General features: G+C 69.2%; 21 protein-coding genes. 9 read left to right on the top strand and 12 right to left on the bottom strand.

Annotation, left to right across the window (positions count from 1 at the left end):
• Positions 1 to 19: 19 nt before the first annotated feature.
• The 6 genes from gyrB to dnaA form a co-directional block, all read right to left on the bottom strand.
• The gene (gene gyrB, locus R2E43_RS19055) at positions 20 to 2,080 is read right to left on the bottom strand and encodes a DNA topoisomerase (ATP-hydrolyzing) subunit B (RefSeq protein WP_011029285.1); all 2,061 of its coding nucleotides are present in this window, start codon (positions 2,078 to 2,080) and stop codon (positions 20 to 22) included.
• Positions 2,081 to 2,514: 434 nt separating this feature from the next.
• Complete coding sequence (locus R2E43_RS19050; protein WP_003975057.1) at positions 2,515 to 3,087, bottom strand: DUF721 domain-containing protein; 573 nt, start codon at positions 3,085 to 3,087, stop codon at positions 2,515 to 2,517.
• Complete coding sequence (recF, locus tag R2E43_RS19045) at positions 3,084 to 4,205, bottom strand: DNA replication/repair protein RecF (protein ID WP_332056394.1); 1,122 nt, start codon at positions 4,203 to 4,205, stop codon at positions 3,084 to 3,086. The genes R2E43_RS19050 and recF overlap by 4 nt, the downstream gene beginning before the upstream one ends.
• Before the next feature lie 30 nt (positions 4,206 to 4,235).
• The gene (gene gnd, locus R2E43_RS19040; RefSeq protein ID WP_011029286.1) at positions 4,236 to 5,111 is read right to left on the bottom strand and encodes a phosphogluconate dehydrogenase (NAD(+)-dependent, decarboxylating); all 876 of its coding nucleotides are present in this window, start codon (positions 5,109 to 5,111) and stop codon (positions 4,236 to 4,238) included.
• A 235-nt stretch (positions 5,112 to 5,346) separates the two neighbouring features.
• Positions 5,347 to 6,477 (bottom strand): DNA polymerase III subunit beta, encoded by a 1,131-nt coding sequence (gene dnaN / locus R2E43_RS19035; RefSeq protein ID WP_003975054.1) that lies wholly within the window; start codon positions 6,475 to 6,477, stop codon positions 5,347 to 5,349.
• A gap of 936 nt (positions 6,478 to 7,413) precedes the next feature.
• Positions 7,414 to 9,384 (bottom strand): chromosomal replication initiator protein DnaA, encoded by a 1,971-nt coding sequence (dnaA, locus tag R2E43_RS19030; RefSeq protein WP_011029287.1) that lies wholly within the window; start codon positions 9,382 to 9,384, stop codon positions 7,414 to 7,416.
• A gap of 378 nt (positions 9,385 to 9,762) precedes the next feature.
• Between dnaA and rpmH the strand changes: the two genes are divergently transcribed.
• From rpmH to R2E43_RS18985, 9 genes are all read left to right on the top strand, one after another.
• Positions 9,763 to 9,900, top strand: a complete 138-nt coding sequence (gene rpmH, locus R2E43_RS19025; RefSeq protein WP_003975051.1) for a 50S ribosomal protein L34 — start codon at positions 9,763 to 9,765, stop codon at positions 9,898 to 9,900.
• Between the two features lie 21 nt (positions 9,901 to 9,921).
• A complete protein-coding gene (gene rnpA, locus R2E43_RS19020; RefSeq protein ID WP_003975050.1) occupies positions 9,922 to 10,293 on the top strand; it encodes a ribonuclease P protein component in 372 nt (123 codons plus the stop codon).
• Complete coding sequence (yidD, locus tag R2E43_RS19015; RefSeq protein ID WP_003975049.1) at positions 10,290 to 10,664, top strand: membrane protein insertion efficiency factor YidD; 375 nt, start codon at positions 10,290 to 10,292, stop codon at positions 10,662 to 10,664. The genes rnpA and yidD overlap by 4 nt, the downstream gene beginning before the upstream one ends.
• A gap of 3 nt (positions 10,665 to 10,667) precedes the next feature.
• Positions 10,668 to 11,963 (top strand): membrane protein insertase YidC, encoded by a 1,296-nt coding sequence (gene yidC / locus R2E43_RS19010; protein WP_189283209.1) that lies wholly within the window; start codon positions 10,668 to 10,670, stop codon positions 11,961 to 11,963.
• A gap of 15 nt (positions 11,964 to 11,978) precedes the next feature.
• Positions 11,979 to 12,491: a Jag family protein gene (locus R2E43_RS19005; protein WP_030863460.1), complete on the top strand. Its 513-nt coding sequence runs from the start codon at positions 11,979 to 11,981 to the stop codon at positions 12,489 to 12,491.
• Between the two features lie 124 nt (positions 12,492 to 12,615).
• Positions 12,616 to 13,335, top strand: coding sequence for a 16S rRNA (guanine(527)-N(7))-methyltransferase RsmG (gene rsmG / locus R2E43_RS19000; protein WP_011029291.1), 720 nt, complete (start codon positions 12,616 to 12,618; stop codon positions 13,333 to 13,335).
• Positions 13,336 to 13,640: 305 nt separating this feature from the next.
• Positions 13,641 to 14,714, top strand: coding sequence for a ParA family protein (locus R2E43_RS18995; protein WP_003975045.1), 1,074 nt, complete (start codon positions 13,641 to 13,643; stop codon positions 14,712 to 14,714).
• Complete coding sequence (locus R2E43_RS18990) at positions 14,711 to 15,817, top strand: ParB/RepB/Spo0J family partition protein (RefSeq protein WP_030863476.1); 1,107 nt, start codon at positions 14,711 to 14,713, stop codon at positions 15,815 to 15,817. Before R2E43_RS18995 ends, R2E43_RS18990 begins: the two co-directional genes overlap by 4 nt.
• Positions 15,818 to 16,154: 337 nt before the next feature.
• Positions 16,155 to 16,772 carry a GNAT family N-acetyltransferase gene (locus R2E43_RS18985; RefSeq protein ID WP_003975043.1) on the top strand — a complete coding sequence of 206 codons (618 nt, stop codon included), beginning with the start codon at positions 16,155 to 16,157 and terminating at the stop codon, positions 16,770 to 16,772.
• 89 nt (positions 16,773 to 16,861) lie between these two features.
• Here R2E43_RS18985 and trxA read toward each other — a convergent pair whose 3' ends face one another.
• The 6 genes from trxA to murJ form a co-directional block, all read right to left on the bottom strand.
• Positions 16,862 to 17,194 carry a thioredoxin gene (gene trxA / locus R2E43_RS18980; protein ID WP_122616554.1) on the bottom strand — a complete coding sequence of 111 codons (333 nt, stop codon included), beginning with the start codon at positions 17,192 to 17,194 and terminating at the stop codon, positions 16,862 to 16,864.
• A 38-nt stretch (positions 17,195 to 17,232) separates the two neighbouring features.
• Positions 17,233 to 18,201 (bottom strand): thioredoxin-disulfide reductase, encoded by a 969-nt coding sequence (gene trxB / locus R2E43_RS18975; protein WP_003975041.1) that lies wholly within the window; start codon positions 18,199 to 18,201, stop codon positions 17,233 to 17,235.
• Between the two features lie 159 nt (positions 18,202 to 18,360).
• A complete protein-coding gene (locus R2E43_RS18970) occupies positions 18,361 to 19,209 on the bottom strand; it encodes an anti-sigma factor family protein (protein ID WP_332057122.1) in 849 nt (282 codons plus the stop codon).
• Between the two features lie 17 nt (positions 19,210 to 19,226).
• Complete coding sequence (gene sigM / locus R2E43_RS18965; RefSeq protein ID WP_332056393.1) at positions 19,227 to 19,937, bottom strand: RNA polymerase sigma factor SigM; 711 nt, start codon at positions 19,935 to 19,937, stop codon at positions 19,227 to 19,229.
• 28 nt (positions 19,938 to 19,965) lie between these two features.
• Positions 19,966 to 21,657 (bottom strand): protein kinase family protein, encoded by a 1,692-nt coding sequence (locus R2E43_RS18960; protein WP_011029296.1) that lies wholly within the window; start codon positions 21,655 to 21,657, stop codon positions 19,966 to 19,968.
• Positions 21,658 to 21,796: 139 nt separating this feature from the next.
• Complete coding sequence (gene murJ, locus R2E43_RS18955) at positions 21,797 to 24,232, bottom strand: murein biosynthesis integral membrane protein MurJ (RefSeq protein WP_003975037.1); 2,436 nt, start codon at positions 24,230 to 24,232, stop codon at positions 21,797 to 21,799.
• Positions 24,233 to 24,270 lie beyond the last annotated feature (38 nt).

Here is a 24,270-nt window from a genome sequence, read left to right as displayed (position 1 = left end):
GCGGTCAGCTGAGACCGACTCAGATGTCGAGGAAGCGGACGTCCTTGGCGTTGCGCTGGATGAACGCGCGCCGGGCCTCGACGTCCTCGCCCATCAGCACCGAGAACAGGTCGTCGGCCTGCGCGGCGTCGTCGAGCGTGACCTGGCCGAGCACGCGGTGCTCCTGGTCCATGGTCGTGATGCGCAGCTCCTCGGCGTTCATCTCGCCGAGACCCTTGAAGCGCTGCACCGAGTCCTCGCGGATGCGCTTGCCGGCCTGGCGGCCCATCTCGATCAGCGCGTCGCGCTCGCGGTCGGAGTACGCGTACTCGAAGTCGTCCCGGCCCCACTTGATCTTGTACAGCGGCGGGCGGGACAGGTACACGTGCCCGGACTCGACCAGCGGCCGCATGAAGCGGAACAGGAAGGTCAGCAGCAGGGTGTTGATGTGCTGGCCGTCGACGTCGGCGTCCGCCATCAGGATGATCTTGTGATAGCGGAGCTTCTCGATGTCGAAGTCCTCGTGCACCCCGGTGCCGAACGCGGAGATCATCGCCTGGATCTCCTGGTTCTGCAGGATCCGGTCGATGCGCGCCTTCTCGACGTTGAGGATCTTGCCGCGGATCGGGAGGATCGCCTGGTACTGCGGGTTCCGGCCGGACTTGGCGGAGCCGCCGGCGGAGTCGCCCTCGACGATGAAGATCTCGCACTTGGTCGGGTCGTTCGACTGGCAGTCGGACAGCTTGCCCGGCAGCGAGGCCGACTCCAGCAGGCCCTTGCGACGGGTCAGGTCGCGCGCCTTGCGGGCCGCCACGCGCGCGTGGGCCGCCTGGATGCCCTTGCGGATGATGTCCGCGGCCTCGTTGGGGTTGCGGTCGAGCCAGTCCGTCAGGTGCTCGTAGACGACCTTCTGGACGAAGGTCTTCACCTCGGTGTTGCCCAGCTTCGTCTTGGTCTGGCCCTCGAACTGCGGCTCCGCCAGCTTGACCGAGATGATCGCCGTCAGGCCCTCGCGGATGTCGTCGCCCGTGAGGTTGTCGTCCTTCTCGCGCAGCAGCTTCTTGTCGCGCGCGTACTTGTTGATCAGCGAGGTGAGCGCCGCGCGGAAGCCCTCCTCGTGCGTGCCGCCCTCGTGCGTGTGGATGATGTTGGCGAAGGAGTACACGCCCTCCGTGTAGCCGCCGTTCCACTGCATCGCGACCTCGAGGGACAGGCTCTTGTCCTTGTCCTCGGCCTCGAGGTCGATCACGGTGGGGTGCACCAGCTCTCCCTTGCGGGAGTTGAGGTACGTCACGAAGTCGACGATGCCGCCCTCGTAGTGGTACGAGACGCTCTTGACCTCGTGCTTCTCGTCCTCGCCCGCCTCGTCCGCGCCGGCGGTCGCCTTCGCCGACTCGCGCTCGTCGGTGAGGTTGATCTTCAGGCCCTTGTTGAGGAAGGCCATCTCCTGGAAGCGCCGGGAGAGCGTCTCGAAGGAGTAGTCGGTGGTCTCGAAGATGTCGCCGTCGGCCCAGAAGGTGACCGTCGTGCCGGTCTCCTCGGTGGCCTCGTGCCGGGCGAGCGACGCCGTGGGGACGCCCAGCTTGTACTCCTGCGTCCAGCGGTAGCCGTCGGTCTTGACCTCCACGGCCACCCTCGTGGAGAGGGCGTTGACGACCGAGACGCCCACGCCGTGCAGACCACCGGAGACCGCGTAGCCGCCGCCGCCGAACTTGCCGCCCGCGTGCAGCACGGTCAGCACGACCTCGACGGCCGGCTTCCCCTCGGAGGGGACGATGCCCACCGGGATGCCGCGGCCGTTGTCGACGACGCGGACACCGCCGTCGGGCAGGATCGTGACGTCGATCGTGTCCGCGTGACCGGCGAGTGCCTCGTCGACGGAGTTGTCCACGACCTCCTGCACCAGGTGGTGCAGGCCCCGCTCACCGGTTGAACCGATGTACATACCGGGTCGCTTGCGGACCGCGTCCAGACCCTCGAGGACGGTGATGGCACTGGCGTCGTACGACGCGGAAGCATCGCCGTGCGAGGTGCTCACCGCGTCGTTCACGCCGGTGTCGGTGGACGGGTTGTTCTCGTTGGGGTTGCCGGAATCGGCCACGAAGCGCCCTTTCTGGCACAGCACGAGCCGGGCTCGTCGGCAGGTTGCCGGAGCGGCTGCGGCATGTTGCGTTGGTAAGCCTTGATCAGCGTTGCTCAGCTAGTCCCGGACGGTCCCCACAGTCGGGGCGGGATTCTCTCTCATTCTACCGGTACCACTGACACTGATGGGGGTTTGCCGGTACCTGAGTCCGCATGTGCCGCCCTGAACGAGGCTCGTCCGACTCCCGATATGCGGATGGGGGCCTCAGGAGGCTCACAACGGCACTCAGCGCTTCGGGGCGTCAACCCTTTGCTACTTGGGAGTCAGATCGGGACGCGCGCTCACGCACGGGGGTACGGCGCGGCACGCGCCGACGGTTCACGCCGCCCGTCGCCGCCGTTTTTTGTGAGGTACATCACGCATCCCTGACGGGGTGCCAGAACGCCCGCACATCACCCGTAGGTGTCCCCCGGACCCTGGCTCCCGGGGGCCCGCAACGGCCCGTACCGCCGGCCCGGCCCGCCCGGGCCACCCGGTCCGAGAACCTTGATCATCCGTACCGACCCGTGCCCCAGGTCCTCGTTGAGGCGCGCCACCAGTGTCGGCGCGAGCAGCCGCAGGTTCGTCGCCCACGCCGTCGAGTCGCAGCGCACCACCAGCACCCGCTCGTCCTCGTCGTACCGCTCCGGCACACAGTGCTTCGCCACGTCCGCACCGACGATCTCCGGCCAGCGGCCCATCACCCCGCCCACCGCGGCCGGTGTCTCCCAGCCGCGCTCGGTGATCAGCCGGTTGATCGCGGAACCCAGCGCCATGGGGTCACGGCCGTCGGCCCGCGCCCCGGAGCGCAGGCCCCCGCGCCGCGCCTGCTTCTTCTGCTGGGCCGCGTCCCCACGCGCGCGTGCCGCCTCCCGCGCCGCCCTGAGCGCCACGCGCGCGAGGTCGACGCCGGACGGCTCCGGACCGCCGCTCGCGCGCTCGCCGGGGGACTGTCCGGGGCCCGGCTCCGGTGCGTCCGCGCTCATACGCGCTCCACCGTGCCCTCCGCCACCGTGAACCGCGCCCCCGCGAGCACATGCGGTACGTCGTCGTCGACCGCGGCCGTGACCAGCACCTGCTCCCCGGGCGCCACCAGCTCCGCCAGCCGCTCCCGGCGCCGCGCGTCCAGCTCGGCGAACACGTCGTCCAGCACCAGCACCGGCTCGTTCCCCTCGGCCCGCAGCAGGTCGAACGAGGCCAGCCGCAGCGCCAGCGCGTACGACCACGACTCGCCCTGGGAGGCGTAGCCCTTGGCGGGCAGCGAGCCGAGCTTGAGCAGCAGGTCGTCCCGGTGCGGACCGACCAGGGTGACGCCCCGCTCGATCTCCTGCTTGCGCGCCTCGGCGAGCGCCGCCATCAGCTGCTCGTACAGGTCCTCACGCGTGTGCGCCTCACCGGGCGCCGACGGCTTGTACTCCAGGGCGACCGGGCCCCCGCCCGGGGCCAGCTGCTCGTACGCCTTGTCGGCCAGCGGCTGCACGGACGCGATCAGGTCCAGGCGCTGGGCGAGCAGCTCGGCGCCCGCGCGCGCGAGGTGCTGGTCCCAGACGTCGAGCGTGGACAGGTCCATCGTCCGGCCGCCGTGCCGGCGGGCGAGCGCGGCCGACTTCAGCAGGGTGTTGCGCTGCTTGAGGACCCGGTCGTAGTCCGAACGCACTCCCGCCATCCGCGGGGAACGGGCGGTGATCAGCTCGTCCAGGAAACGGCGCCGCTCGCCCGGGTCGCCCTTCACCAGCGCGAGGTCCTCCGGCGCGAACAGCACGGTGCGCACGATGCCGAGCACGTCACGCGGTTTGACCTGCGAGGACCTGTTGACGCGGGCGCGGTTGGCCCGGCCCGGGTTCAGCTCCAGCTCGATCAGCTGCTGCCGCTCGCCCTGCCGGACCTGGGCCCGGATCACGGCACGCTCGGCGCCCATGCGCACCAGGGGGGCGTCGGAGGAGACCCGGTGGCTGCCGAGGGTGGCGAGGTAGCCGACCGCCTCGACCAGGTTCGTCTTGCCCTGCCCGTTCGGGCCGACGAAGGCGGTGACGCCCGGGTCCAGGGGCACCTCGACCCGGGCGTACGAACGGAAGTCGGCCAGCGACAGATGCGTGACGTGCATGGTCGTGCGCCGACCTCCCCAGCGTTCCGGTTACTTCTTCTCGACCGCGTGGCCGCCGAACTGGTTGCGCAGCGCCGCGATCATCTTCATCTGCGGCGAGTCGTCCTGGCGGGACGCGAACCGCGCGAAGAGGGAGGCCGTGATCGCGGGCAGCGGCACCGCGTTGTCGATCGCCGCCTCCACAGTCCAGCGTCCCTCACCGGAGTCCTGTGCATAACCCCGGAGCCCGTCCAGGTGCTCGTCGTCGTCGAGCGCGTTGACCGCGAGGTCGAGGAGCCAGGAGCGGATCACCGTGCCCTCCTGCCAGGACCGGAAGACCTCGCGGACGTTCTCCACGGAGTCGACCTTCTCCAGCAGCTCCCAGCCCTCGGCGTAGGCCTGCATCATGGCGTACTCGATGCCGTTGTGGACCATCTTCGCGAAGTGGCCCGCGCCCACCTTGCCGGCGTGCACGGCACCGAAGTCGCCCTCCGGCTTGAGGGCGTCGAAGACCGGCTGCACCTTGGCGACGTTCTCCGCGTCGCCGCCGTACATCAGCGCGTAGCCGTTCTCCAGGCCCCACACGCCCCCGGAGACGCCGCAGTCGACGAAGCCTATGCCCTTGGCCGCCAGCTCCTCGGCGTGCTTCTCGTCGTCCGTCCAGCGGGAGTTGCCGCCGTCCACGACCACGTCGCCGGGCTCCAGCAGCTCGCCGAGCCGGTCGACGGTGGCCTGGGTGGCCTCGCCGGCCGGGACCATCACCCACACCACGCGCGGGGCGCTGAGCTTGCCCACAAGCTCTTCCAGGCTGTGGACGTCGGCGAGGTCCGGATTGCGGTCGTATCCGACGACGGTGTGGCCCGCGCGGCGGATCCGCTCGCGCATGTTGCCGCCCATCTTGCCGAGGCCGACGAGACCGAGCTCCATCAGTTGCGTTCCTTAGGTGTGCGAGGTGGCAAGGCGGCACCTCCGAACCCGCCGGACGGGTGCCGCGGCACTTTCGTACCCGCGTCGAGCCTAAACCCGCACGCCCGTGCACAGCTGTGGGCATACGCGCTCAGACGTATGCCCCCACCTGCGGGTTCGTCCCCACCCTGTGGACAGCCGCCGACGGCGCCACCGGCCGGCGGGCGACGGTCCGCGGACTCAGCCGCTCAGCCGCTCAGCCGCTCAGCCGCACCGGCATGATCAGGTACTTGTAGGCCTCGTCCGCCTCGGCGTCCACCGCGGGCCTGCCGCTGAGCAGCGCCGGCTTCGTGGAGGTCGTGAAGGACAGCTGGGCGACCGGGGAGTCGATGGCGCTCAGACCGTCCAGCAGGAAGGTCGGGTTGAAGGCGATCGAGATGTCGTCGCCCTCCAGCTGCGCGTCGACCCTTTCCACAGCCTGTGCGTCGTCGCTGGAGCCGGCCTCCAGGATGAGCACGCCCTGCTCGAAGCTGAGCCGCACCGGGGTGTTGCGCTCGGCGACCAGGGCCACGCGCTTGACGGCCTCCACGAAGGGGGCGGTCTCGATCACGGCGACGCTGTTGAACTCGGTCGGGAACAGCGTCTTGTACTTCGGGAGGTCACCCTCCAGCAGACGCGTCGTCGTCCGGCGGCCCGCGCCCTCGAAACCGATCAGGCCCTCGCCCGCGCCCGAACCGGACAGCGCCAGGATCACCTGGTCACCGCTGGTCAGCGCCTTGGCGGTGTCCTGGAGCGTCTTGGCGGGCACCAGGGCGACCGCGGAGATGTCCGGGTTCTCCGGCTTCCACAGGAACTCGCGGACCGCGAAGCGGTAGCGGTCGGTGGAGGCCAGCGTCACCGAGTCGCCCTCGATCTCGATGCGCACACCGGTCAGGACGGGCAGCGTGTCGTCGCGGCCCGCGGCGATCGCCACCTGCTGCACGGCCGAGGCGAAGACCTCGCCGGGGACCGTGCCGGTCGCCTCCGGCATCTGCGGCAGCGCCGGGTACTCCTCCACCGGCAGGGTGTGGAGGGTGAACCGCGAGGAGCCGCAGACCACCGTCGCCCGTACACCGTCTGTGGAGATCTCCACCGGCCGGTTGGGCAGGGCGCGGGAGATGTCGGCGAGCAGACGGCCGGAGACGAGGACCGTGCCCTCCTCCTCGATCTCGGCCTCCACCGACACCCGCGCCGAGACCTCGTAGTCGAAGCTGGACAGGCTCAGCTGCCCCTCCTCGGCCTTCAGCAGCAGGCCCGCGAGGACCGGCGCCGGCGGACGGGCCGGGAGGCTGCGAGCCGCCCAGGCCACTGCCTCCGCGAGTACGTCGCGTTCCACCCGGATCTTCACTGTTGCCGCCTCCTGCTGTTGCCGGCGCTGCTCGCCCTGCTTCGCCTTCGTCGTCTGACCGGTGTCGCCCGCCGCTGTGAGGGGCAGAACACCGGGGACCAGTCTGACGCACCCCACTGACAGTAGGTGCCGTTCGGGGTCAAGTCGTGACGAGGCGCGGTCGGGCCCGAGAGGCCGAGTTGTACACAGGACCCGCTTCGAAACGAATTCCGCTCTCTCTCTAGTCGTCAGTAGTAGTAGGGCCTGTGGATACCGTGGATAACCTCGTTTGCCCAGGTCAGAGCAGGAATTTTGTCCACGGGTCCTGTGGGCGGAGCCGGTGGACAACCGGGCGTATCTGTGGAGAACAGAAAGTTCTGCACACACCGTGCACAGGGAGAGGCGACTTCTCCCCAGCGCCGTCCCCAGCTTTACCCACGTTTCCCACAGCCCAACCAGGCAGCCCGGTGTGACGGCTTTCACTCGACGCGGTGACAGGGCGCGTCACGTTGCCGAACAGTGGACAGGCATGTGGAGAAGCTGGTGATCGCTGGGGACAACACCGTCCAGCCTGTGGGTTGTCCGTGGACAACTGAATGCACAGCCTGTGGATCATTTCTTTGTCCACAGCCTGTGGAGATCCTTCGTCCACGAATCCACAGGGACCTGACCTGCCCTGATGATCCCTCACCAGGCTGGCCTGTGGACAGGATCGGGACAACTTCCCAGTCCCCAAGGTGTGGACGGAAAAAACTGGCCGAATCTGTGGAGGACGGCCGTAACCCGGCGGGGATTCGAACAGCGGACAGGACAGCCGTACGAGCCGGTGGAGACGCGGGGACGTGCGAGGGGGCATGCGAGGGGGCATCCGGGGGGACAGCCCGGGGGTTACCCAGGGGCATGGGAAAGGCGCCCCCGGGGTCCCGGAGGCGCCTTCGTGACCGGTGGGGGCGGTCGTCAGCCGTTCTTGATGCGGTTGGTCAGCTCGGTCACCTGGTTGTAGATCGAGCGCCGCTCGGCCATCAGATTGCGGATCTTGCGGTCGGCGTGCATCACCGTGGTGTGGTCCCGGCCGCCGAACAGTGCGCCGATCTTCGGCAGGGAGAGGTCCGTCAGCTCGCGGCACAGGTACATGGCGATCTGCCGGGCCGTCACGAGCGCGCGCCCCCGCGAGGTGCCGCACAGGTCCTCGACGGTCAGTCCGAAGTAGTCCGCGGTCGCGCCCATGATGGCCGTCGAGGTGATCTCGGGGGCCGAGTCCTCGCCGCCGGGGATCAGGTCCTTGAGGACGATCTCGGTGAGGCCCAGGTCCACCGGCTGCCGGTTGAGCGACGCGAACGCCGTCACCCGGATCAGCGCCCCCTCCAGCTCGCGGATGTTGCGCGAGATCCGGGAGGCGATGAACTCCAGTACCTCCGGCGGGGCGTTGAGCTGCTCCTGGACCGCCTTCTTGCGCAGGATCGCGATGCGCGTCTCCAGCTCCGGCGGCTGGACGTCGGTGATCAGGCCCCACTCGAAGCGGTTGCGGAGCCGGTCCTCCAGGGTCACCAGCTGCTTGGGCGGCCGGTCGCTGGAGAGCACGATCTGCTTGTTGGCGTTGTGGAGGGTGTTGAAGGTGTGGAAGAACTCCTCCTGCGTCGACTCCTTGTCCGCGAGGAACTGGATGTCGTCGACGAGCAGGATGTCCATCTCGCGGTAGCGCTTGCGGAAGCTGTCGCCCTTGCCGTCGCGGATGGAGTTGATGAACTCGTTGGTGAACTCCTCCGAGCTCACGTACCGCACGCGCGTGCCGGGGTAGAGGCTGCGCGCGTAGTGCCCGATGGCGTGCAGGAGGTGCGTCTTGCCGAGTCCCGACTCCCCGTAGATGAACAGGGGGTTGTAGGCCTTGGCGGGTGCCTCGGCGACGGCGACGGCCGCCGCGTGGGCGAAGCGGTTCGAGGCGCCGATGACGAAGGTGTCGAAGAGGTACTTCGGGTTCAGCCGCGCGGTCGGCTCGCCCGGGCCGGTGGCCGGCGCCGGCTGGGCCGCCAGCGGTCCGGGCGCCCCGGTGGCCGGACCGGGGCCGACGGGGCCGCCTCGGTGGACGTGTCCGGATCCCGGCGGGGGCTCGGGCAGGTCGCGGCGCGGACCGCGCTGGTCGTAGTCGCCCCGCTGCTGGTCGTAGTCGCCGCGGGGCTTGTCGTAGTCACCCCGGGGCTGCTCGTACTCACCGCGGGCCTGTTCGTAGTCGCCGCGCTGGGCGTCGTACGACGGGCGCTCCGGGGGCTGCGGCCGGTAGTCCTGCTGGTACGAGGTGCGGTTCTCGTGGGAGTACGGGGGCGGCGGCTCCTGGCCGTACGGCTCCTGGTTCGGGGACGCGTAGGGGTCCCGTTCCGGGAAGCCGAGGCGCTGCTGCTGCCAGCCGTAGTCGTCCTGCTGCGCGGGGCGGGGCCAGGAGCCGGGCTCGGGGCGCTGGTACTCCTGCGGATAGGCGGGCCGGGCGGTGGGGAGCTGGTCGGCGCGGTTGCGGCCGTATCCCTCGTACTCGTCGCGGTCGCGGTACTCCTCGCGGCCGCCCTGGCCGGGGGCGGGGAGCTCGGGCTCCTCGTAGCGGTGCTGGGGGCGGGAGGGCGGCGACTGGGGCGCCTGCGGAGCGGGGCCGGCGGGTTCGCCCGCGGTGTCGTCGACGGTGATCGCGATGCGGATCGGGCGCCCGCACTCGCGGCTCAGGGTCTCGCTGACGATCGGCGCGAGGCGGCCCTCCAGTACGCCCTTCGCAAATTCGTTCGGTACGGCGAGCAGGGCGGTGTCGGCGACCAGCGCGAGCGGCTGGCAGCGCCGGATCCAGTGCTCGTCCTTCGACTCGACGCCCTGCCCGCGGCCCTCTCCGAGAAGTTGCTCCAATACGCGTGGCCACACTGCGGCAAGATCGGCAGGTACGTCAGCCACAGGGCACGCTCTCTCACGAGTCCCTCGAAGGTGTGATTCGGGGACGGGTCGGGATGAAACTCGGGTGGGGCAGGGATAAGGGAACGAATCGGAGTCCAGTCACGGTAGTCAGCGCGACGGGTAGGGTTCAAGTTGTTGTCCCCAGCCTGTGGACAAGTGTCTCCCGGTCACCGCTGGTTTGACCGAATGGCGCAGTCGCACGTACCGTAACCAGGTCGAGTTGTCGATGGCTGCTGCCGCCTGCCTCCGATGGGCACAGGTCACGTCCAAGGTGATCGAAAAAGCGGTGCACTCGGGCGTAACGCGAGCTACTCGTGGGCGCACGGTGACAGCCAGGACGGCACCCCGCCAACACCCGAATCTTTCTGGAGCCCCCGAGTGAGCAAGCGCACCTTCCAGCCGAACAACCGTCGCCGCGCGAAGACCCACGGCTTCCGGCTGCGTATGCGTACCCGTGCCGGCCGCGCGATTCTCGCGACCCGCCGCAGCAAGGGTCGCGCCCGTCTGTCCGCCTGATCCCGGTCAGGTCATGACATCGTGCTGCCCACCGAGAACCGGCTGAGGCGGCGCGAGGACTTCGCGACCGCGGTACGACGAGGTCGCCGGGCCGGCCGCCCGACCCTCGTCGTCCACCTTCGAAGCGGTGCCACGGACCCGCACGCGCCTGGGGAGAGCGCTCCCCGGACACGTGCGGGTTTCGTCGTGAGCAAAGCCGTGGGTGTCGCGGTCGTGCGCAACAAGGTGAAGCGCAGGCTTCGCCATCTGATGCGCGACCGGATCGACCTGTTGCCCCCCGGTAGCCTGGTAGTCGTACGAGCGCTGCCCGGTGCGGGTGACGCCGACCATGCACAGCTGGCCCGAGACCTGGACGCCGCCCTGGCGCGGCTACTGGGAGGGGGCGCGCGATGAAGTACCCGCTGCTGGCTCTGATCAAGCTCTACCAGTGGACGATCAGTCCGCTGCTGGGGCCGGTGTGCAAGTACTACCCGTCGTGTTCCCACTACGGCTACACGGCCATCGACCGGCACGGAGCCGTCAAGGGCACGGCACTCACCGCTTGGCGCATCCTGCGGTGCAATCCGTGGTCGCTGGGCGGCGTGGACCATGTTCCGCCGCGCAAGCGTCCGCGGTGGCACGAAATGCTGCGTGCCGCCTGGCGGGCACGCAAGGGCGGGACCTCCGCCGCCGAACCGGCCACCGAAGGAAGGCCTGCTCATCCGAGCTCGTCCGATCCTTCGAGCCCGGCCGCAGAGACCTCGCCCCATGCCCAAGGAGCATGATTAGTGGACACGATTGCCAGCCTCTTCAGCTTTATCACCTGGCCCGTCTCCTGGGTCATCGTCCAGTTCCACACGGTGTACGGGGCGATCTTCGGACCTGACACCGGATGGGCCTGGGGCCTGTCCATCGTGTCCCTGGTGATCCTCATCCGCATCTGCCTGATCCCGCTCTTCGTGAAGCAGATCAAGGCGACGCGCGGGATGCAGACGCTCCAGCCGGAGATGAAGAAGATCCAGGAGCGCTACAAGAACGACAAGCAGCGTCAGTCCGAAGAGATGATGAAGCTGTACAAGGAGACGGGTACCAACCCGCTCTCCTCGTGCCTTCCCATCCTGGCGCAGTCCCCGTTCTTCTTCGCCCTGTACCACGTGCTCAACGGCATCGCGTCCGGCGACACCATCGGCAAGATCAACCAGCCCCTGCTGGAGAGCGCCCAGAAGGCGCACATCTTCGGTGCCCCGCTGGCCGCGAAGTTCACCGACGGCGCGTCCAAGGTGGAATCCCTCGGTGCCTCGCTGACGGACGTCCGGGTCATCACCGCGGTCATGATCGTGCTGATGTCCGCGTCGCAGTTCTTCACCCAGCGCCAGCTGATGACCAAGAACGTCGACACCTCGGTGAAGACGCCGTTCATGCAGCAGCAGAAGATGCTGATGTACGTCTTCCCGGTCATGTTCGCCGTCTTCGGTATCAACTTCCCCGTCGGTGTCCTCGTCTACTGGCTGACCACCAACGTGTGGACCATGGGCCAGCAGATGTACGTCATCCGCAACAACCCGACGCCGGGCTCCAAGGCGCAGGCCTCCTACCTGGAGCGGCTGCACAAGAGCGTCACCGAGCACGGCAGGACCCGTCGCCGGGGCGAGAAGGCCATCGTGAAGGCCATCGTCGCCAAGGGCCGGGACCGCAACGAGGCCGAGCGCAAGTTCATCAACGGTCTGAACAAGGCGGGCCTGGCCGCCCAGGCCGACGGCAACGTGGTGAAGAACGACGCCGCCGTGGCCGTCCAGAGCGAGGACGGCTCGACCGTGACAACCACGGCTCAGCCCAAGCGCCAACAGCCCAAGCGGCAGAGCAAGTCCCAGCGCCAGGCCAAGCCCGCCGGTGAGGCCGAGCCGAAGACGTCGCTGACCAAGTCGGACGAGCCGCAGGACGCCGAACCGGCCGGCAAGCAGGACGCCAAGCCTGCCGCCGGTGCCAAGAAGCCGGCTCAGAAGTCCGGCGGCGGTGGCCGCAGCAAGGCCCAGTCCGGACAGCGCAAGGGCCCGCAGCGGCCCAAGTCCCCGTCGAAGAAGTAAGAAGGAGTCCATCCCGTGACGGAAGGCACTATCTCCGCCGCTGCCGAGGGTGCAGACACCCTCACTCGCCTCGAGCAGGAGGGCGAGATCGCCGCGGACTACCTGGAGGGTCTGCTCGACATCGCCGACCTCGACGGCGACATCGACATGGACGTCGAGGCCGACCGTGCCTCCGTCTCGATCATCAGCGACAGCAAGAGCAGGGACCTGGAGAAGCTGGTCGGCCGGGACGGTGAGGTGCTGGAGGCTCTGCAGGAGCTCACACGCCTGGCCGTGCACCGCGAGACCGGTGACCGCAGCCGCCTGATGCTCGACATCGCGGGGTACCGCGCCGACAAGCGCGCCGAGCTGTCCGAGCTGGGTGCCAAGGCCGCGGCCGAGGTCAGGAGCAGCGGCGAGTCCGTGCGGCTGAAGCCGATGACGCCCTTCGAGCGCAAGGTCGTGCACGACGCGGTCAAGGCCGCGGGACTGCGCAGCGAGTCCGAGGGCGAGGAGCCGGAGCGCTTCGTCGTCGTGCTTCCCGCCTGATCGGTTCTCTCGTTCCCCGGCCCCGTCTGTTGCGCAGGCGGGGCCGAATTTTGTCAGCCTGATAGTTCTGGTGGTTCTGGTTCCGGCGCCCGGTGCGCCGGTGCCATACGGAAGGACGGTCCCCGTGTCGGAGGCAGCGGAGCTCCCCCCTGTACCCGAGCAGGCACGTGATGTGTTCGGTGATCGCTACGCGGACGCGGTCCGCTACGCGGAACTGCTTGCCGAGGCGGGGGTGAAGCGTGGTTTGATCGGCCCGCGAGAAGTACCCCGGCTCTGGGAGCGGCACCTGCTGAACTGCGCGGTGCTTTCGGAGGTTGTGCCCGAGGGAGTGACGGTGTGCGACGTCGGCTCGGGAGCCGGCCTGCCCGGTATCCCGCTGGCGCTGGTGCGGGAAGACCTGAAGATCACCCTTCTCGAGCCGTTGCTGCGCCGCACGAACTTCCTGACCGAGGTCGTGGAGCTGCTGGGCCTGGACCATGTCACCGTGGTGCGGGGCCGGGCCGAAGAGGTTATGGGCAAGCTGCCGCCGGTCCATGTGGTGACGGCCCGTGCCGTAGCTCCGCTGGACCGCCTCGCCACCTGGGGCATCCCCCTGCTGCGTCCGTACGGGGAGATGCTGGCCCTCAAGGGCGACACGGCCGAGGAGGAGCTGAAGGCGGCGACCGCGGCGCTGAGCAAACTCGGTGCGGAGCAGACGTCCATCCTCCACGTCGGAGAGGGCGTCGTGTCTCCCCTGTCCACCGTGGTGCGAGTAGAGGTGGGCGAGAGCCCCGGTGGTGTGCGCTTCGCCGCCAAGCGGGCCAAGGCCGCACGGACCGGCCGGACGCGTCGGCGCCGCGGATAGCGTCCGGCTTCGCTCGGATGGTCAGTCGTACTCCACCCGGGCCGTACTCCACCCAGGCCGTACTCCACACAAGCTGCCCTGCTCACGCATGCCGGAGTGTCGCGGCAGTTCGGCATCAGCGGCTGTGCATCGTGTTTCACGTGAAACGTCGCTCACTGCTGCACGGCATCATCAGCCGCGGCCGCGCCGCGGCCGACCCCCGCGACCGGAAGCCTCTAGGGTCGCTCGGGGAGGGCACGGAGTTGTCCACAGAGGTGGATTTCTCCACAGAAGACCAGGCCTCACTGGTTCATGACCCCAGAGGCATGGGAGGCTCTGTTCATTGCGAGCCTGAAGTCGAGGAGAGTGAATCCTTGCGGTCCGACGCCAATATCGCGGGACCGATGACCGATCCGGTCCCCGGTCCCCGTACCGAGTCGATGGGGGCGGATGTTTCACGTGAAACACCGCCTCCGATGGACGACACGCCGATCGGTCGTGCTGCCCAGCTGGCGGTGGAGGCTCTGGGCCGCGCCGGCGAGGGGCTGCCGCGACCCGAGCAGACCCGGGTCATGGTCGTAGCGAACCAGAAGGGCGGTGTGGGCAAGACGACGACGACCGTCAATCTTGCCGCGTCACTCGCCCTGCACGGTGCGAGAGTCCTGGTCGTCGACCTCGACCCGCAGGGCAATGCCTCCACCGCGCTGGGGATCGATCATCACGCCGATGTGCCTTCCATCTACGACGTGCTGGTCGAGAGCCGACCGCTCTCGGAAGTGGTCCAGCCGGTCCCCGATGTCGAGGGTCTGTTCTGTGCGCCCGCCACGATCGATCTCGCCGGTGCGGAGATCGAACTGGTCTCGCTGGTCGCTCGCGAGAGCCGCCTCCAGCGAGCGATCACGGCGTACGAGCAGCCGCTGGACTACATCCTCATCGACTGCCCGCCCTCCCTCGGTCTGCTGACCGTCAATGCCCTCGTCGCGGGCCAAGAGGTGCTGATCCCCATCCAGTGCGAGTACTACGCCCTGGAAGGGCTGGGGCAGCTGCTGCGCAACGTCGACCTGGTGCGGGGCCATCTCAACCCCACGCTGCATGTGTCGACGATCCTCCTCACCATGTACGACGGCCGGACGCGGCTCGCGTCGCAGGTCGCTGACGAGGTGCGCAGCCACTTCGGCGAGGAGGTGTTGCGGACGAGCATTCCCCGCTCGGTCCGTATCTCCGAGGCTCCGAGCTACGGGCAGACAGTACTGACCTACGATCCAGGATCAAGTGGAGCCCTCTCCTATCTGGAGGCGGCCCGTGAGATCGCGCTGAAGGGTGTGGGCGTCACCTATGACGCGACCCACGCCCACCTCGGCGCTCAGAACGATCCGAGCATGGTGGAGGGGACCCAGTGAGTGAGCGACGGAGGGGGTTGGGTCGTGGCCTCGGTGCACTGATCCCCAACGCCCCGACCGAGAAGTCGGTTGCCTCGGCGGCCTTGGGGAGCGCGGCTTCTGCGGCCCCTGGGGCGATGCCGCTGCTGCCGAACGAGCGTGGGGTGGCCGCGGCGAAGGTGGCCACGCTTCAGCATGTTTCACGTGAAACCGAAGAGCTGACGGCACCCCAGGGCGTCGAAGGGCTTCGGCCGCCCATGGGGGCGCACTTCGCCGAGGTTCCACTCGACGCCATCACGCCGAACCCGAAGCAGCCGCGCAAGGACTTCGACGACGACGCGCTGGCCGAGCTCGTCACCTCCATCCGAGAGGTAGGACTCCTCCAGCCGGTTGTCGTTCGGCCGACGGAGCCTGGGCGCTATGAGCTCATCATGGGCGAGCGCCGCTTCCGCGCCTGCCGAGAGCTGGAGCTGGACGCCATCCCGGCGATCGTGCGGGCGACGGAGGACGAGAAGCTCCTTCTGGACGCGCTCCTGGAGAACCTGCACCGCGCTCAGCTGAATCCGCTGGAGGAGGCCTTCGCCTACGACCAGTTGCTGAAGGACTTCAACTGCACGCATGACCAGCTGGCGGACCGTATCGGCCGCTCCCGCCCGCAGGTGTCCAACACCCTGCGTCTGCTGAAGCTCTCCCCGAAGGTGCAGAACCGGGTGGCCGCAGGTGTGCTCTCCGCGGGGCACGCGCGAGCCCTCCTGTCCGTCGACGACCCGGAGGAGCAGGATCGACTGGCGCATCGCATCGTGGCCGAAGGGCTCTCGGTGCGGTCGGTCGAAGAGATCGTGACCCTCATGGGGTCCCGGCCGCAGAAGCCGCAGCGAGCCAAGGGCCCGAGGGCCGGCTCTCTGGTCTCCCCAGCGCTGTCGGACCTCGCGACGCGGCTCTCGGATCGCTTCGAGACGCGTGTGAAGGTCGACCTGGGTCAGAAAAAGGGCAAGATCACCGTGGAGTTCGCCTCCATGGACGACCTTGAGCGGATCCTCGGCAGTCTCGCTCCCGGAGAGGGCCCCGTGCTGCAGAAGGGCCTTCTGGAGGGCGAGGACGAGGACGGGGACGCCGAGTCCTGACTCCGGTAGGCGGAGCGTCCAGGGGCGCTCCGACTGCCGTAGGAGCGGCACAGGGCGGACTGTGTCCGGTGCATACCGGAACACGGTCCGCCCTTTGCTTTGCGTCGGTGTCGGGTCCACCGCATCGTGGATACGATGCGAGCGGGAGAGCGTTGTCACCTGGCGGTACCTCTGGGAGGAAGGCAGGGGCCATGCGAACGATGAGCCGCACCGAATGGGTGAGCGCGGGCTTGGGGCTGGGCGCGGTCGGTGGGTTCATCGGCAGCCTGCTCAGGGAACGGAGCGCTCTGACAGCCGCCCGCGACGCGGCAGGGGAAGGAAGCGAGGAACAGCCTTCATGGGGCGCAGGCTCGTACCGCTCACGCTGGACAACCTTCAGGACCTTCCCCAGCGCTGTCGCTCGTGCGTCTTCTGGGAACTGGACCCCGTCAGCGGCGAGGCCGCGGTAGAGGCCGGTACGGCGGCCCTGGAGAAGGAGTCCTGGATCTCCGCCGTGCTGCTGGACTGGGGATCCTGCGGCCGAGTGGTCTACGTCGACGACGTGCCGGTGGGCTTCGTTCTCTACGCACCGCCCGCGTATGTGCCGCGCTCGGCCGCTTTCCCCACCAGCCCGGTCTCCTCCGACGCGGTTCAGTTGATGACCGCGTTCGTGATGCCGGGGTACCAGGGCCAAGGGCTGGGCCGGGTGATGGTCCAGACGGTCGCCAAGGATCTCCTGCGTCGTGGCTTCAAGGCCATCGAGGCGTTCGGCGATGCCCGCTGGAAGGAGCCCGCCTGCGTTCTGCCGGCGGATCATCTCCTGGCGGTGGGCTTCAAGACGGTCCGACCGCATCCCCGGCATCCGCGGCTGCGGTTGGATCTTCGCTCCACGCTGTCCTGGAAGGAAGACGTGGAGATGGCACTGGACCGCCTGCTGGGCGCCGTGCAGAAGGAGCCGGTGCTGCGGCCGCTGTAGCTCGGCACCGGAGACCGCTGTACACCAAATGGGCCGACCCGTTCGGGTCGGCCCATTCGTGTTTCACGTGAAACGTCAGTCGGCGATCGTCAGTCGGCGATGAAGTCCTCGAGGTCGCGGACGATCGCGGCCTTCGGCTTCGCACCGACGATGGTCTTGGCGACCTCGCCACCCTGGTAGACGTTCAGGGTCGGGATGGACATGACGCCGTACTTGGCGGCCGTACCCGGGTTCTCGTCGATGTTCAGCTTGACGATCTCGATCTTGTCGCCGTACTCGGCGGCGATGGCCTCGAGGGACGGCGCGATCTGGCGGCACGGACCGCACCAGGCGGCCCAGAAGTCCACCAGGACGGGCTTGTCGCTCTTGAGGACGTCCTGCTCGAAGGAGTCGTCAGTCACATGCTTCAGGGTGCCGGCCACGGCGGGCTCCTAACTGGTTGGTGCGGGGGATGGGGTGGTCAGACGGCGGTCTTCTCGGGCTCCGCCTTGTCCTCGTCGCTGAGGGCGGCGAGGAAGCGCTCGGCGTCGAGCGCGGCGGAGCAGCCGGTGCCCGCAGCGGTGATCGCCTGTCGGTAGGTGTGGTCGACCACGTCACCAGCCCCGAAGACACCCGTCAGGTTGGTGCGCGTCGAGGGCGCGTCGACCTTCAGGTAGCCCTCCGGGTCCAGGTCCAGCTGGCCCTTGAAGAGCTCGGTGCGCGGGTCGTGGCCGATCGCGATGAACAGGCCGGTCACCGGCAGATCGGAGAGCTCGCCGGTCTTGACGTTGCGCAGCTTCAGGCCCGCAAGCTTCTGGTCGCCCTGGACCTCGGCGACCTCGCTGTCCCAGACGAACGAGATCTTGGGGTCGGCGAAGGCACGCTCCTGCATCGCCTTGGAGGCGCGCAGGGTGTCCCGGCGGTGGACGATCGTCACGGACTTCGCGAAGCGGGAGAGGAAGGTGGCCTCCTCCATCGCGGTGTCCCCGCCGCCGATCACGGCGATGTCCTGGTCCTTGAAGAAGAAGCCGTCACAGGTCGCGCACCAGGAGACACCGCGACCGGACAGCGCGTCCTCGTTCGGCAGGCCGAGCTTGCGGTGCTGGGAGCCGGTGGTGACGATCACGGCCTTGGCCCGGTGGACCGTGCCCGCGGTGTCGGTGACGGTCTTGATCTCGCCGCTGAGGTCGACGGCCACGACGTCGTCCGGGATCAGCTCGGCACCGAAGCGCTCCGCCTGGGCCCGCATGTTGTCCATGAGCTCGGGGCCCATGATGCCGTCCTGGAAGCCGGGGAAGTTCTCCACCTCGGTGGTGTTCATCAGCGCTCCGCCCGCGGTGACGGCACCCTCGAACACCAGCGGCTTCAGGGACGCTCGCGCGGTGTAGAGCGCCGCCGTGTAGCCGGCGGGCCCGGAGCCGATGATGATCACGTTTCGGACGTCGCTCACGGCTTCATTCCTCGTCTCTGGACTGCGTCTTCAGGGCCGGGTGGAGCTGCACTCGGAACTCTCACCCCACCTAACGGATCCTACGGGGCGCGCATTCCCGCTGTGCCCGGGCACACGGCGGCAGGGCACAGCTCGCCTTGCGAGAGGGTGGAAGGGCCGCTACGAACGCGCGTAGGAGTGCTCGAGAAGGATCTTGGCTTTGCCCACCGCGGGCTGATCCACGCACGCCGTCTCGACGATGTAGGCGGTGACCCGGGTGTCATTGGTGGCGTCGGGCAGTACCACCAGCAAGGCTTCCCTGCCCTTGTAGACGCCCGGCTCCGTGGCGATCACAGCGTCGTCGCGGCCGATGCCCTTGCGGATGCACTCGGGGACGGTCGGCTGCTTGAAGACATGGTTCTCGGCGGTCTCGCCACCGTTCTCGGACTCCATGCCGAAGCTGCGCGGTGTGCGGGATCCGTTCTCGGCACTGCCGTCCGCGACGAGGTTGGTGACCCTGTCCCTGAGCCGGCCCTCGGAGAAGGTGTCCGCGATCGCGGTCTGCTGCTCGCGGGCGGTGTTGCCGGAGGAGCTGTCCTCGGTGAGGGAGGAGACCACGACCGAGCCGATTCCGATGGCGGCAGCGGCGGCCACGGCGCCGAGGACAGCGATCCTTCGTCGCCCGCCTCGCCGGCGGTCCTTGCGGTCGGGGCCCGTGGAGGAGGGGCGGGCGTGCCCGGCGGGCCGGTCGGCGTGCGTCGATGTTTCACGTGAAACACGTGTGCCGTCGGCGATCCCCAGCGGTGGCTCGGCTGCCAGAGCGGCGTCGATTCGGGCGGCCACGTCGTCCGGCATGGGTGCCGGGGCAGGCAGGGTGCCGAGCAGTCCTTGGATCTCCGTGAGCGAGGCGTAGACGTCCGCGCAGAGCTCGCAGCTTTCCAGGTGCTGTCGTACTTCGGTGGTCCGTGTGGTCGGGAGGAGGCCTTCGGCGAGGTCGGCGATCTCCGCGACATCCGGGTGCCCGGTCATGTCTGTCGTCGACGACGTCACGCTCGTCCACCTCCGCCCTTCACTGCGGTTGAATCGCCCGACCCTGCTTCCGACGGTCCCGCTGCGGGTGGGACGGATGCCCCGTGCGTCCGGTTCCGTTCCGGGCCGGGCTTCCTGCTCTCCCCGCTGCCGTCCGGACGCAGGTGGGTGAGCAGCGGAAGGAGCCGGGCTCTGCCCCGGGCACAGCGGCTCTTGATCGTTCCGGTCGGTACGTCGAGGATGCGGGCGGCCTCCGCGACGGGGTAGCCCTGCATGTCGACGAGGACGAGAGCGGCTCGCTGGTCGGCGGGCAAGGTACCCAGGGCCTCCAGTAGCTGGCGGTGCAGGTCGTTGCGCTCCGCGGGAGCGGAGGCCGACTCGTGCGGCTCCAGCAACTGCTCCAGGCGTTCGGTGTCGTCGACGGGCGCGGTCTTCCGCGAAGCGGCCTTGCGGGCACGGTCCAGACAGGCGTTCACCGTGATCCGGTGCAGCCAGGTGGTGACGGCCGCCTGCCCGCGGAAGGTGTGGGCGGCCCGGTAGGCGGAGACGAGGGCGTCCTGGACGGCGTCGGCGGCCTCCTCACGGTCCCCCAGCGTCCGCAGGGCCACCGCCCAGAGCCGGTCGCGGTGACGGCGCACAAGCTCACCGAAGGCGTCGGGGTCGCCCTCGACGTGGCGGGCGAGCAGCTCCTGGTCGGTCACACCGTCATGACTCGCGCCGCCCGCCATCACACCCCTCTCCCTGCGGTAGGTGCCGTCAGCTGGTCACCTTGATGTCGGCGACGCGGCCCCGGAACTGCCCGTCCGTCACCGGCAGCTTGGTCAGCCAGACCAGAAGGTAGCGGGTCTTCACCGCCTTGTCCGGCTTGAGGTCCACCGTCGTACCGTTTCCACCGGCGATCTTCTGGTAGCCCTCGAAGGACTGCGGCTCCGAGTCCGTGGCCCCGGCGGAGCGGAGCTCCACCGAAGTGTCGCCACCGAACGTCAGGGCCACCTTGCCGACCTGTTGCACTTTGCCGAGGTCGACCACGATGCCCACACCGGGCTTCAGCCGCCCGAAGTCGGCGCTCGCGTAGTGGCTCGTCTGCCAGTAGGTTCCGGGGTCGCCGTCGTAGGCCTTGCCGACGTTCTCCGGGTATTCGGACCCGTCTGATCCGAACGGGTCGTAGTCGTGCGCGCCCGCGATGCTGATCGGTCGGCTGACCGGCTCCTTCGGGCTCTTGTCGTTGTCGCCGTCCACCGTCTGCGTCTGGTTCGGGTCGTCGGCCTTGCCGCCCCGTTCCATGAGGGCGTCCGCGAGCTGCCAACTGCCGAGGCCGAGCGCGGCGATCAACAGGGCCGACACCCCCCACTTCAGGGCCTTGCCGGTACGGCTCTGCAGCGGGGGCGGCGGCGTCGGTACGGGCTGAGTGACACCGGGGTGCGGTGCAGGGCGGCTGTACCCGCCCTGCTGGTAGGGCGTGCGCTGGTACTGGGGCGGTGCGGTGTACGCCGGCTCCGGCGGGCGGATGCGCGGCATCTCGCCGATCGCCTTCACCAGTTCCTCCGGCGTGGTGCACGGGGACTCGTGCCGGGAAGCGGTGGCACCGTCGTTGGCGAGCGCCCGCATCGCCAGTTCGGACAGGCCGCGGTGGACGCCGGCGCGTACCTGGTCCGGCGGGATCAGCCCGATGTCCTTGGGCAGACCTGCCAGACCGTGCGCGTCGCTCTCGTACGGCCAGCGCTGGGTGAGCGTGGCGTACAGCAGGGCTCCGATGGCCTCGGTGTCGGTGCGCTGCGGAGTGTCGGAACTGATGCCGCGCAGTGCGGCGTTGACGGCCAGCCCGCGGATCCGCCACTGGCCCGTCGACGTACGCAGCACCGCGTTGGGGCTCAGACGAAGATGGGCGAGGCCCTCCCGGTGCGCGGCCGCCATGGCCGACGCGACCTGACTGACCATCTGGTAGGCGTCGTACACCTCCAGCGGCCCGGCGGCGAGGAGAGCGGTCAGCTCGGTGGCGTCCGGGAGCCACTCGTGCACGACGTAGACGAGGTCGTTGTCCTCGACGGCGTCCAGTACCTGGACGAAACGGGGATCGCCGAGCAGGGCGGAGGAGCGCGCCGCGGCCAGCACGGACCGGGCGCGCGCGTGGTCCGCGGGGAGGAGGTGGACTCCGACGGCGCGGCGCAGCTTCTCGTCGACGGCCCGCCAACTGCTGAAGCCGTCCAGACGGGTGACGCACTCCTCGAGGCGGTAGCGTCTGGCGAGCTTGTGCCCGCTGTGCAGTTCGGGTGGCGAGGTCTTGCCGGGTTCCTCGCTCGTGGGGTTCCCCTGTGCCTCGTCGCTGTCCGTGTCCCGCTCCCGGTTGTTGGCCACCCCGTCGGCCGTGGACTGGTCCGCCTGTGCGGTCAGCGGCTCATCGCCGCTGGTGTCTGCCACGTCGACGGCAGCTGTGCTCCGTTCCGCCACCGTCGTTCCTGCCTCCCCATTCCGTGCGCGTCGGCCGACTTCCGATCCGCGCGTCCGACGCCGAACCCAATTGTGCCCACAGTCCGCCGCTAAGCACGACACACAGCGGCGGACGATGGTTGTGCGCCTACCCCGGGTCTCAGCGTCCCAGGCGTCCGCGCACCATGCCGACCAGAGAGTTGACCTCTTCGATGCGCATGCGGCGGGCGGCGACGAAGAAGACACCGAACAGGAGCACTCCTCCGGCCAGCAGCGCGGCCAACGATCCCACGACGCCCTGGCCGAGCGAGCGGCTGATCGCGTAGCAGGCGGCGCCACCGATCAGGGCGGCCGGGACGGACGCGATGCACAGCCGGGCGTACGTGCGCAGCACCCGTGCGCCGTCCAGGTCCCCGCCGAGCCGCTTGCGCAGCCTGCGCCAGGCGATGCCCACGCCGATCACATAGGCCAGGCCGTAGGAGGCGGCCATGCCGACGACGGCCCAGCGCGAGGGCAGCAGGAGGTAACACAGGCCCGAGGCGGCGGCGTTGACCACGGCCACGATGACGGTGTTGTAGAAGGGCGTGCGGGTGTCCTCGTAGGCGTAGAAGGCGCGCAGGACGACGTACTGCACGGAGTACGGGATGAGGCCGAGACCGAAGGCCATCAGCATGTAGCCCATGTTGGTGGCTTCGCTGGTGCCCGAGGAGCCGAACATGAGCGTGCACATCGGGATGCCCAGCGCGACGAAGCCGAAGGAGACGGGAACGATGGCCACGGCTGTCGTGCGCAGGCCCTGGGAAATGTCGTCCCGGACCGCTCCCCCGTCCTCCTCGGACGCCGAGCGGGAGATCCGGGGCAGCAGGGCGGCCATCAGCGAGACGGTGATGATGGCCTGCGGCAGGCCCCAGATCAGCTGTGCGTTGGCGTAGGCCGCGAAGCCGGTGCCGTCGACGGGTGAGGCCTTGCCCGCAGCGGTGGAGAGCTGGATGACGATCATGGCGCCCGCCTGGTTGGCCAGGACGAACAGGACCGTCCACTTGGCGAGGGTGATGGCCTTGCCGAGCCCGTGCCCCCTCCAGTCGAAGCGCAGCCGGAGCCGGAAACCCGTCTCCCGCAGGTACGGGATCATGGCCAGGGACTGCACGATGAGTCCCAGCAGCACCCCGATGCCGAGCAGACGCTCGCCCTCCGGCGGGATGCTCGTCACCTTCATGCCCGAGGTTTCCGCGGTGCCGTAGACCCAGATGAACAGGCCGAGGGTCACGATGATGACGATGTTGTTCAGGACCGGGGTCCACATCATCGCGCCGAACCTGCCGCGGGCGTTGAGGACCTGCCCCATCACCACGTGCAGGCCCATGAAGAAGATGGACGGCAGGAAGTAGCGGACGAAGGTGATACCGACCTCGTTGGCGGCCGGGTCACTGGCGACGGGGTTGGACAGGAGCCGGATCAGCAGGGGCGCGGCGAAGACCGTGATGACTGTCAGCGCGCCCAGCGCGACCATGACGAGGGTCAGGAGGCGGTTGGCGAAGGCCTCGCCCCCGTCCTCGTCGTCCTTCATGGCTCGGACGAGCTGCGGCACGAAGACCGAGTTGAGACCGCCGCCGACGGTGAGGATGTAGATCATCGTGGGCAGCTGGTAGGCGACCTGGAACGTGTCGCCGAGCAGACCGACGCCGAGAGCCGAGACGATCAGCGCCGACCGGACGAACCCGGTCAGCCGCGACACCATCGTGCCGGCCGCCATCACGGCGCTCGACTTCAGCAGACCCCCCGCGCGCCCGCCCTTCTTGGGCGCGGCCTGGCTGGCCGCGGGCGCGGGCTCGGGCTCCTGGAGGGGAGCCTCGGCCGCCTCGGGTGAGGGAGCCACCGCGTACTGGCCGGGTGCGGGCGCCGCGTGCTGCCCGGGCGTCGCAGCGGAGCCGCCGTACTGGGCGGAGCCGCCGTACTGACCGTGTGTCTGAGCGTTCCCGTACGGATCGGGCCCCTGGTGCCCGCCGTACTGGCCCGGCGGCGGTGGTGGTGGCGCGCCGTACTGGCCCGGCCCCGCCGCCCCGCCGTACGGCCCCGGTGCGGGTGCGGGTGCGGGTACGGCGGCCTGGTCGTCGTACGAGGGGTGGCCGCCGCCCTGCTGCTGGTCGCGGAACAGGTGCGCGAAGGCGTCCGGCTCGTGACGCTGGTCTCCGGCCTGGCCGACCAGGTCGTCCACGCCCACGAACTGGGTGGTCCGAGGGTCGTCGCCGTACGGCAGGTACTGCGTCGGTCCCTCCGGCTCCGGGGCGGGCGTCTGGGCCCACACCCGGGGATCGGGGGCATAGGGCGACTGGGAGGGCTGGGAGTACAGCGGCTGCTGCGGCGGGTACGTGCCCGGGGGCGGCGGGGGGTGCGCGGCGCGGTCGTAGAGCGCCTCGGAGACCGGATCCTGGGCGGAGAGGTCCTGGGCCCGGTAGGGATCCTGGTCGTAGGCGTCCTGGAGGTACATGTCCGCGGGCGGCTGCGGCGGCGTCTGGCCGGGGTCCGGCGGCGGGCCCTGGGGGTGACCCGAGCCGTCCGCGGCCTGACCGCGGTCACCGTCGTACGGCGCGTTCATGGTTACCCCACCTCATCGTCCCGGGCCGACCGGCCACG

This window comes from Streptomyces violaceoruber (assembly GCF_033406955.1).
GTDB classification, from domain to species: Bacteria; Actinomycetota; Actinomycetes; order Streptomycetales; family Streptomycetaceae; genus Streptomyces; species Streptomyces violaceoruber.
This window is presented reverse-complemented; position numbering and strand designations above follow the sequence as displayed.

Bases quoted from the DNA above. Each gene is read 5' to 3' on its own strand.
- recF (WP_332056394.1), bottom strand. From the start codon at position 4,205: ATGCACGTCACGCATCTGTCGCTGGCCGACTTCCGTTCGTACGCCCGG.
- sigM (WP_332056393.1), bottom strand. From the start codon at position 19,937: ATGGCGGGCGGCGCGAGTCATGACGGTGTGACCGACCAGGAGCTGCTC.
- R2E43_RS18970 (WP_332057122.1), bottom strand. From the start codon at position 19,209: ATGACCGGGCACCCGGATGTCGCGGAGATCGCCGACCTCGCCGAAGGC.
- murJ (WP_003975037.1), bottom strand. From the start codon at position 24,232: ATGAACGCGCCGTACGACGGTGACCGCGGTCAGGCCGCGGACGGCTCG.
- yidD (WP_003975049.1), top strand. From the start codon at position 10,290: ATGAAGTACCCGCTGCTGGCTCTGATCAAGCTCTACCAGTGGACGATC.
- R2E43_RS18995 (WP_003975045.1), top strand. From the start codon at position 13,641: ATGGGAGGCTCTGTTCATTGCGAGCCTGAAGTCGAGGAGAGTGAATCC.
- gnd (WP_011029286.1), bottom strand. From the start codon at position 5,111: ATGGAGCTCGGTCTCGTCGGCCTCGGCAAGATGGGCGGCAACATGCGC.
- R2E43_RS18985 (WP_003975043.1), top strand. From the start codon at position 16,155: ATGGGGCGCAGGCTCGTACCGCTCACGCTGGACAACCTTCAGGACCTT.
- R2E43_RS19050 (WP_003975057.1), bottom strand. From the start codon at position 3,087: ATGAGCGCGGACGCACCGGAGCCGGGCCCCGGACAGTCCCCCGGCGAG.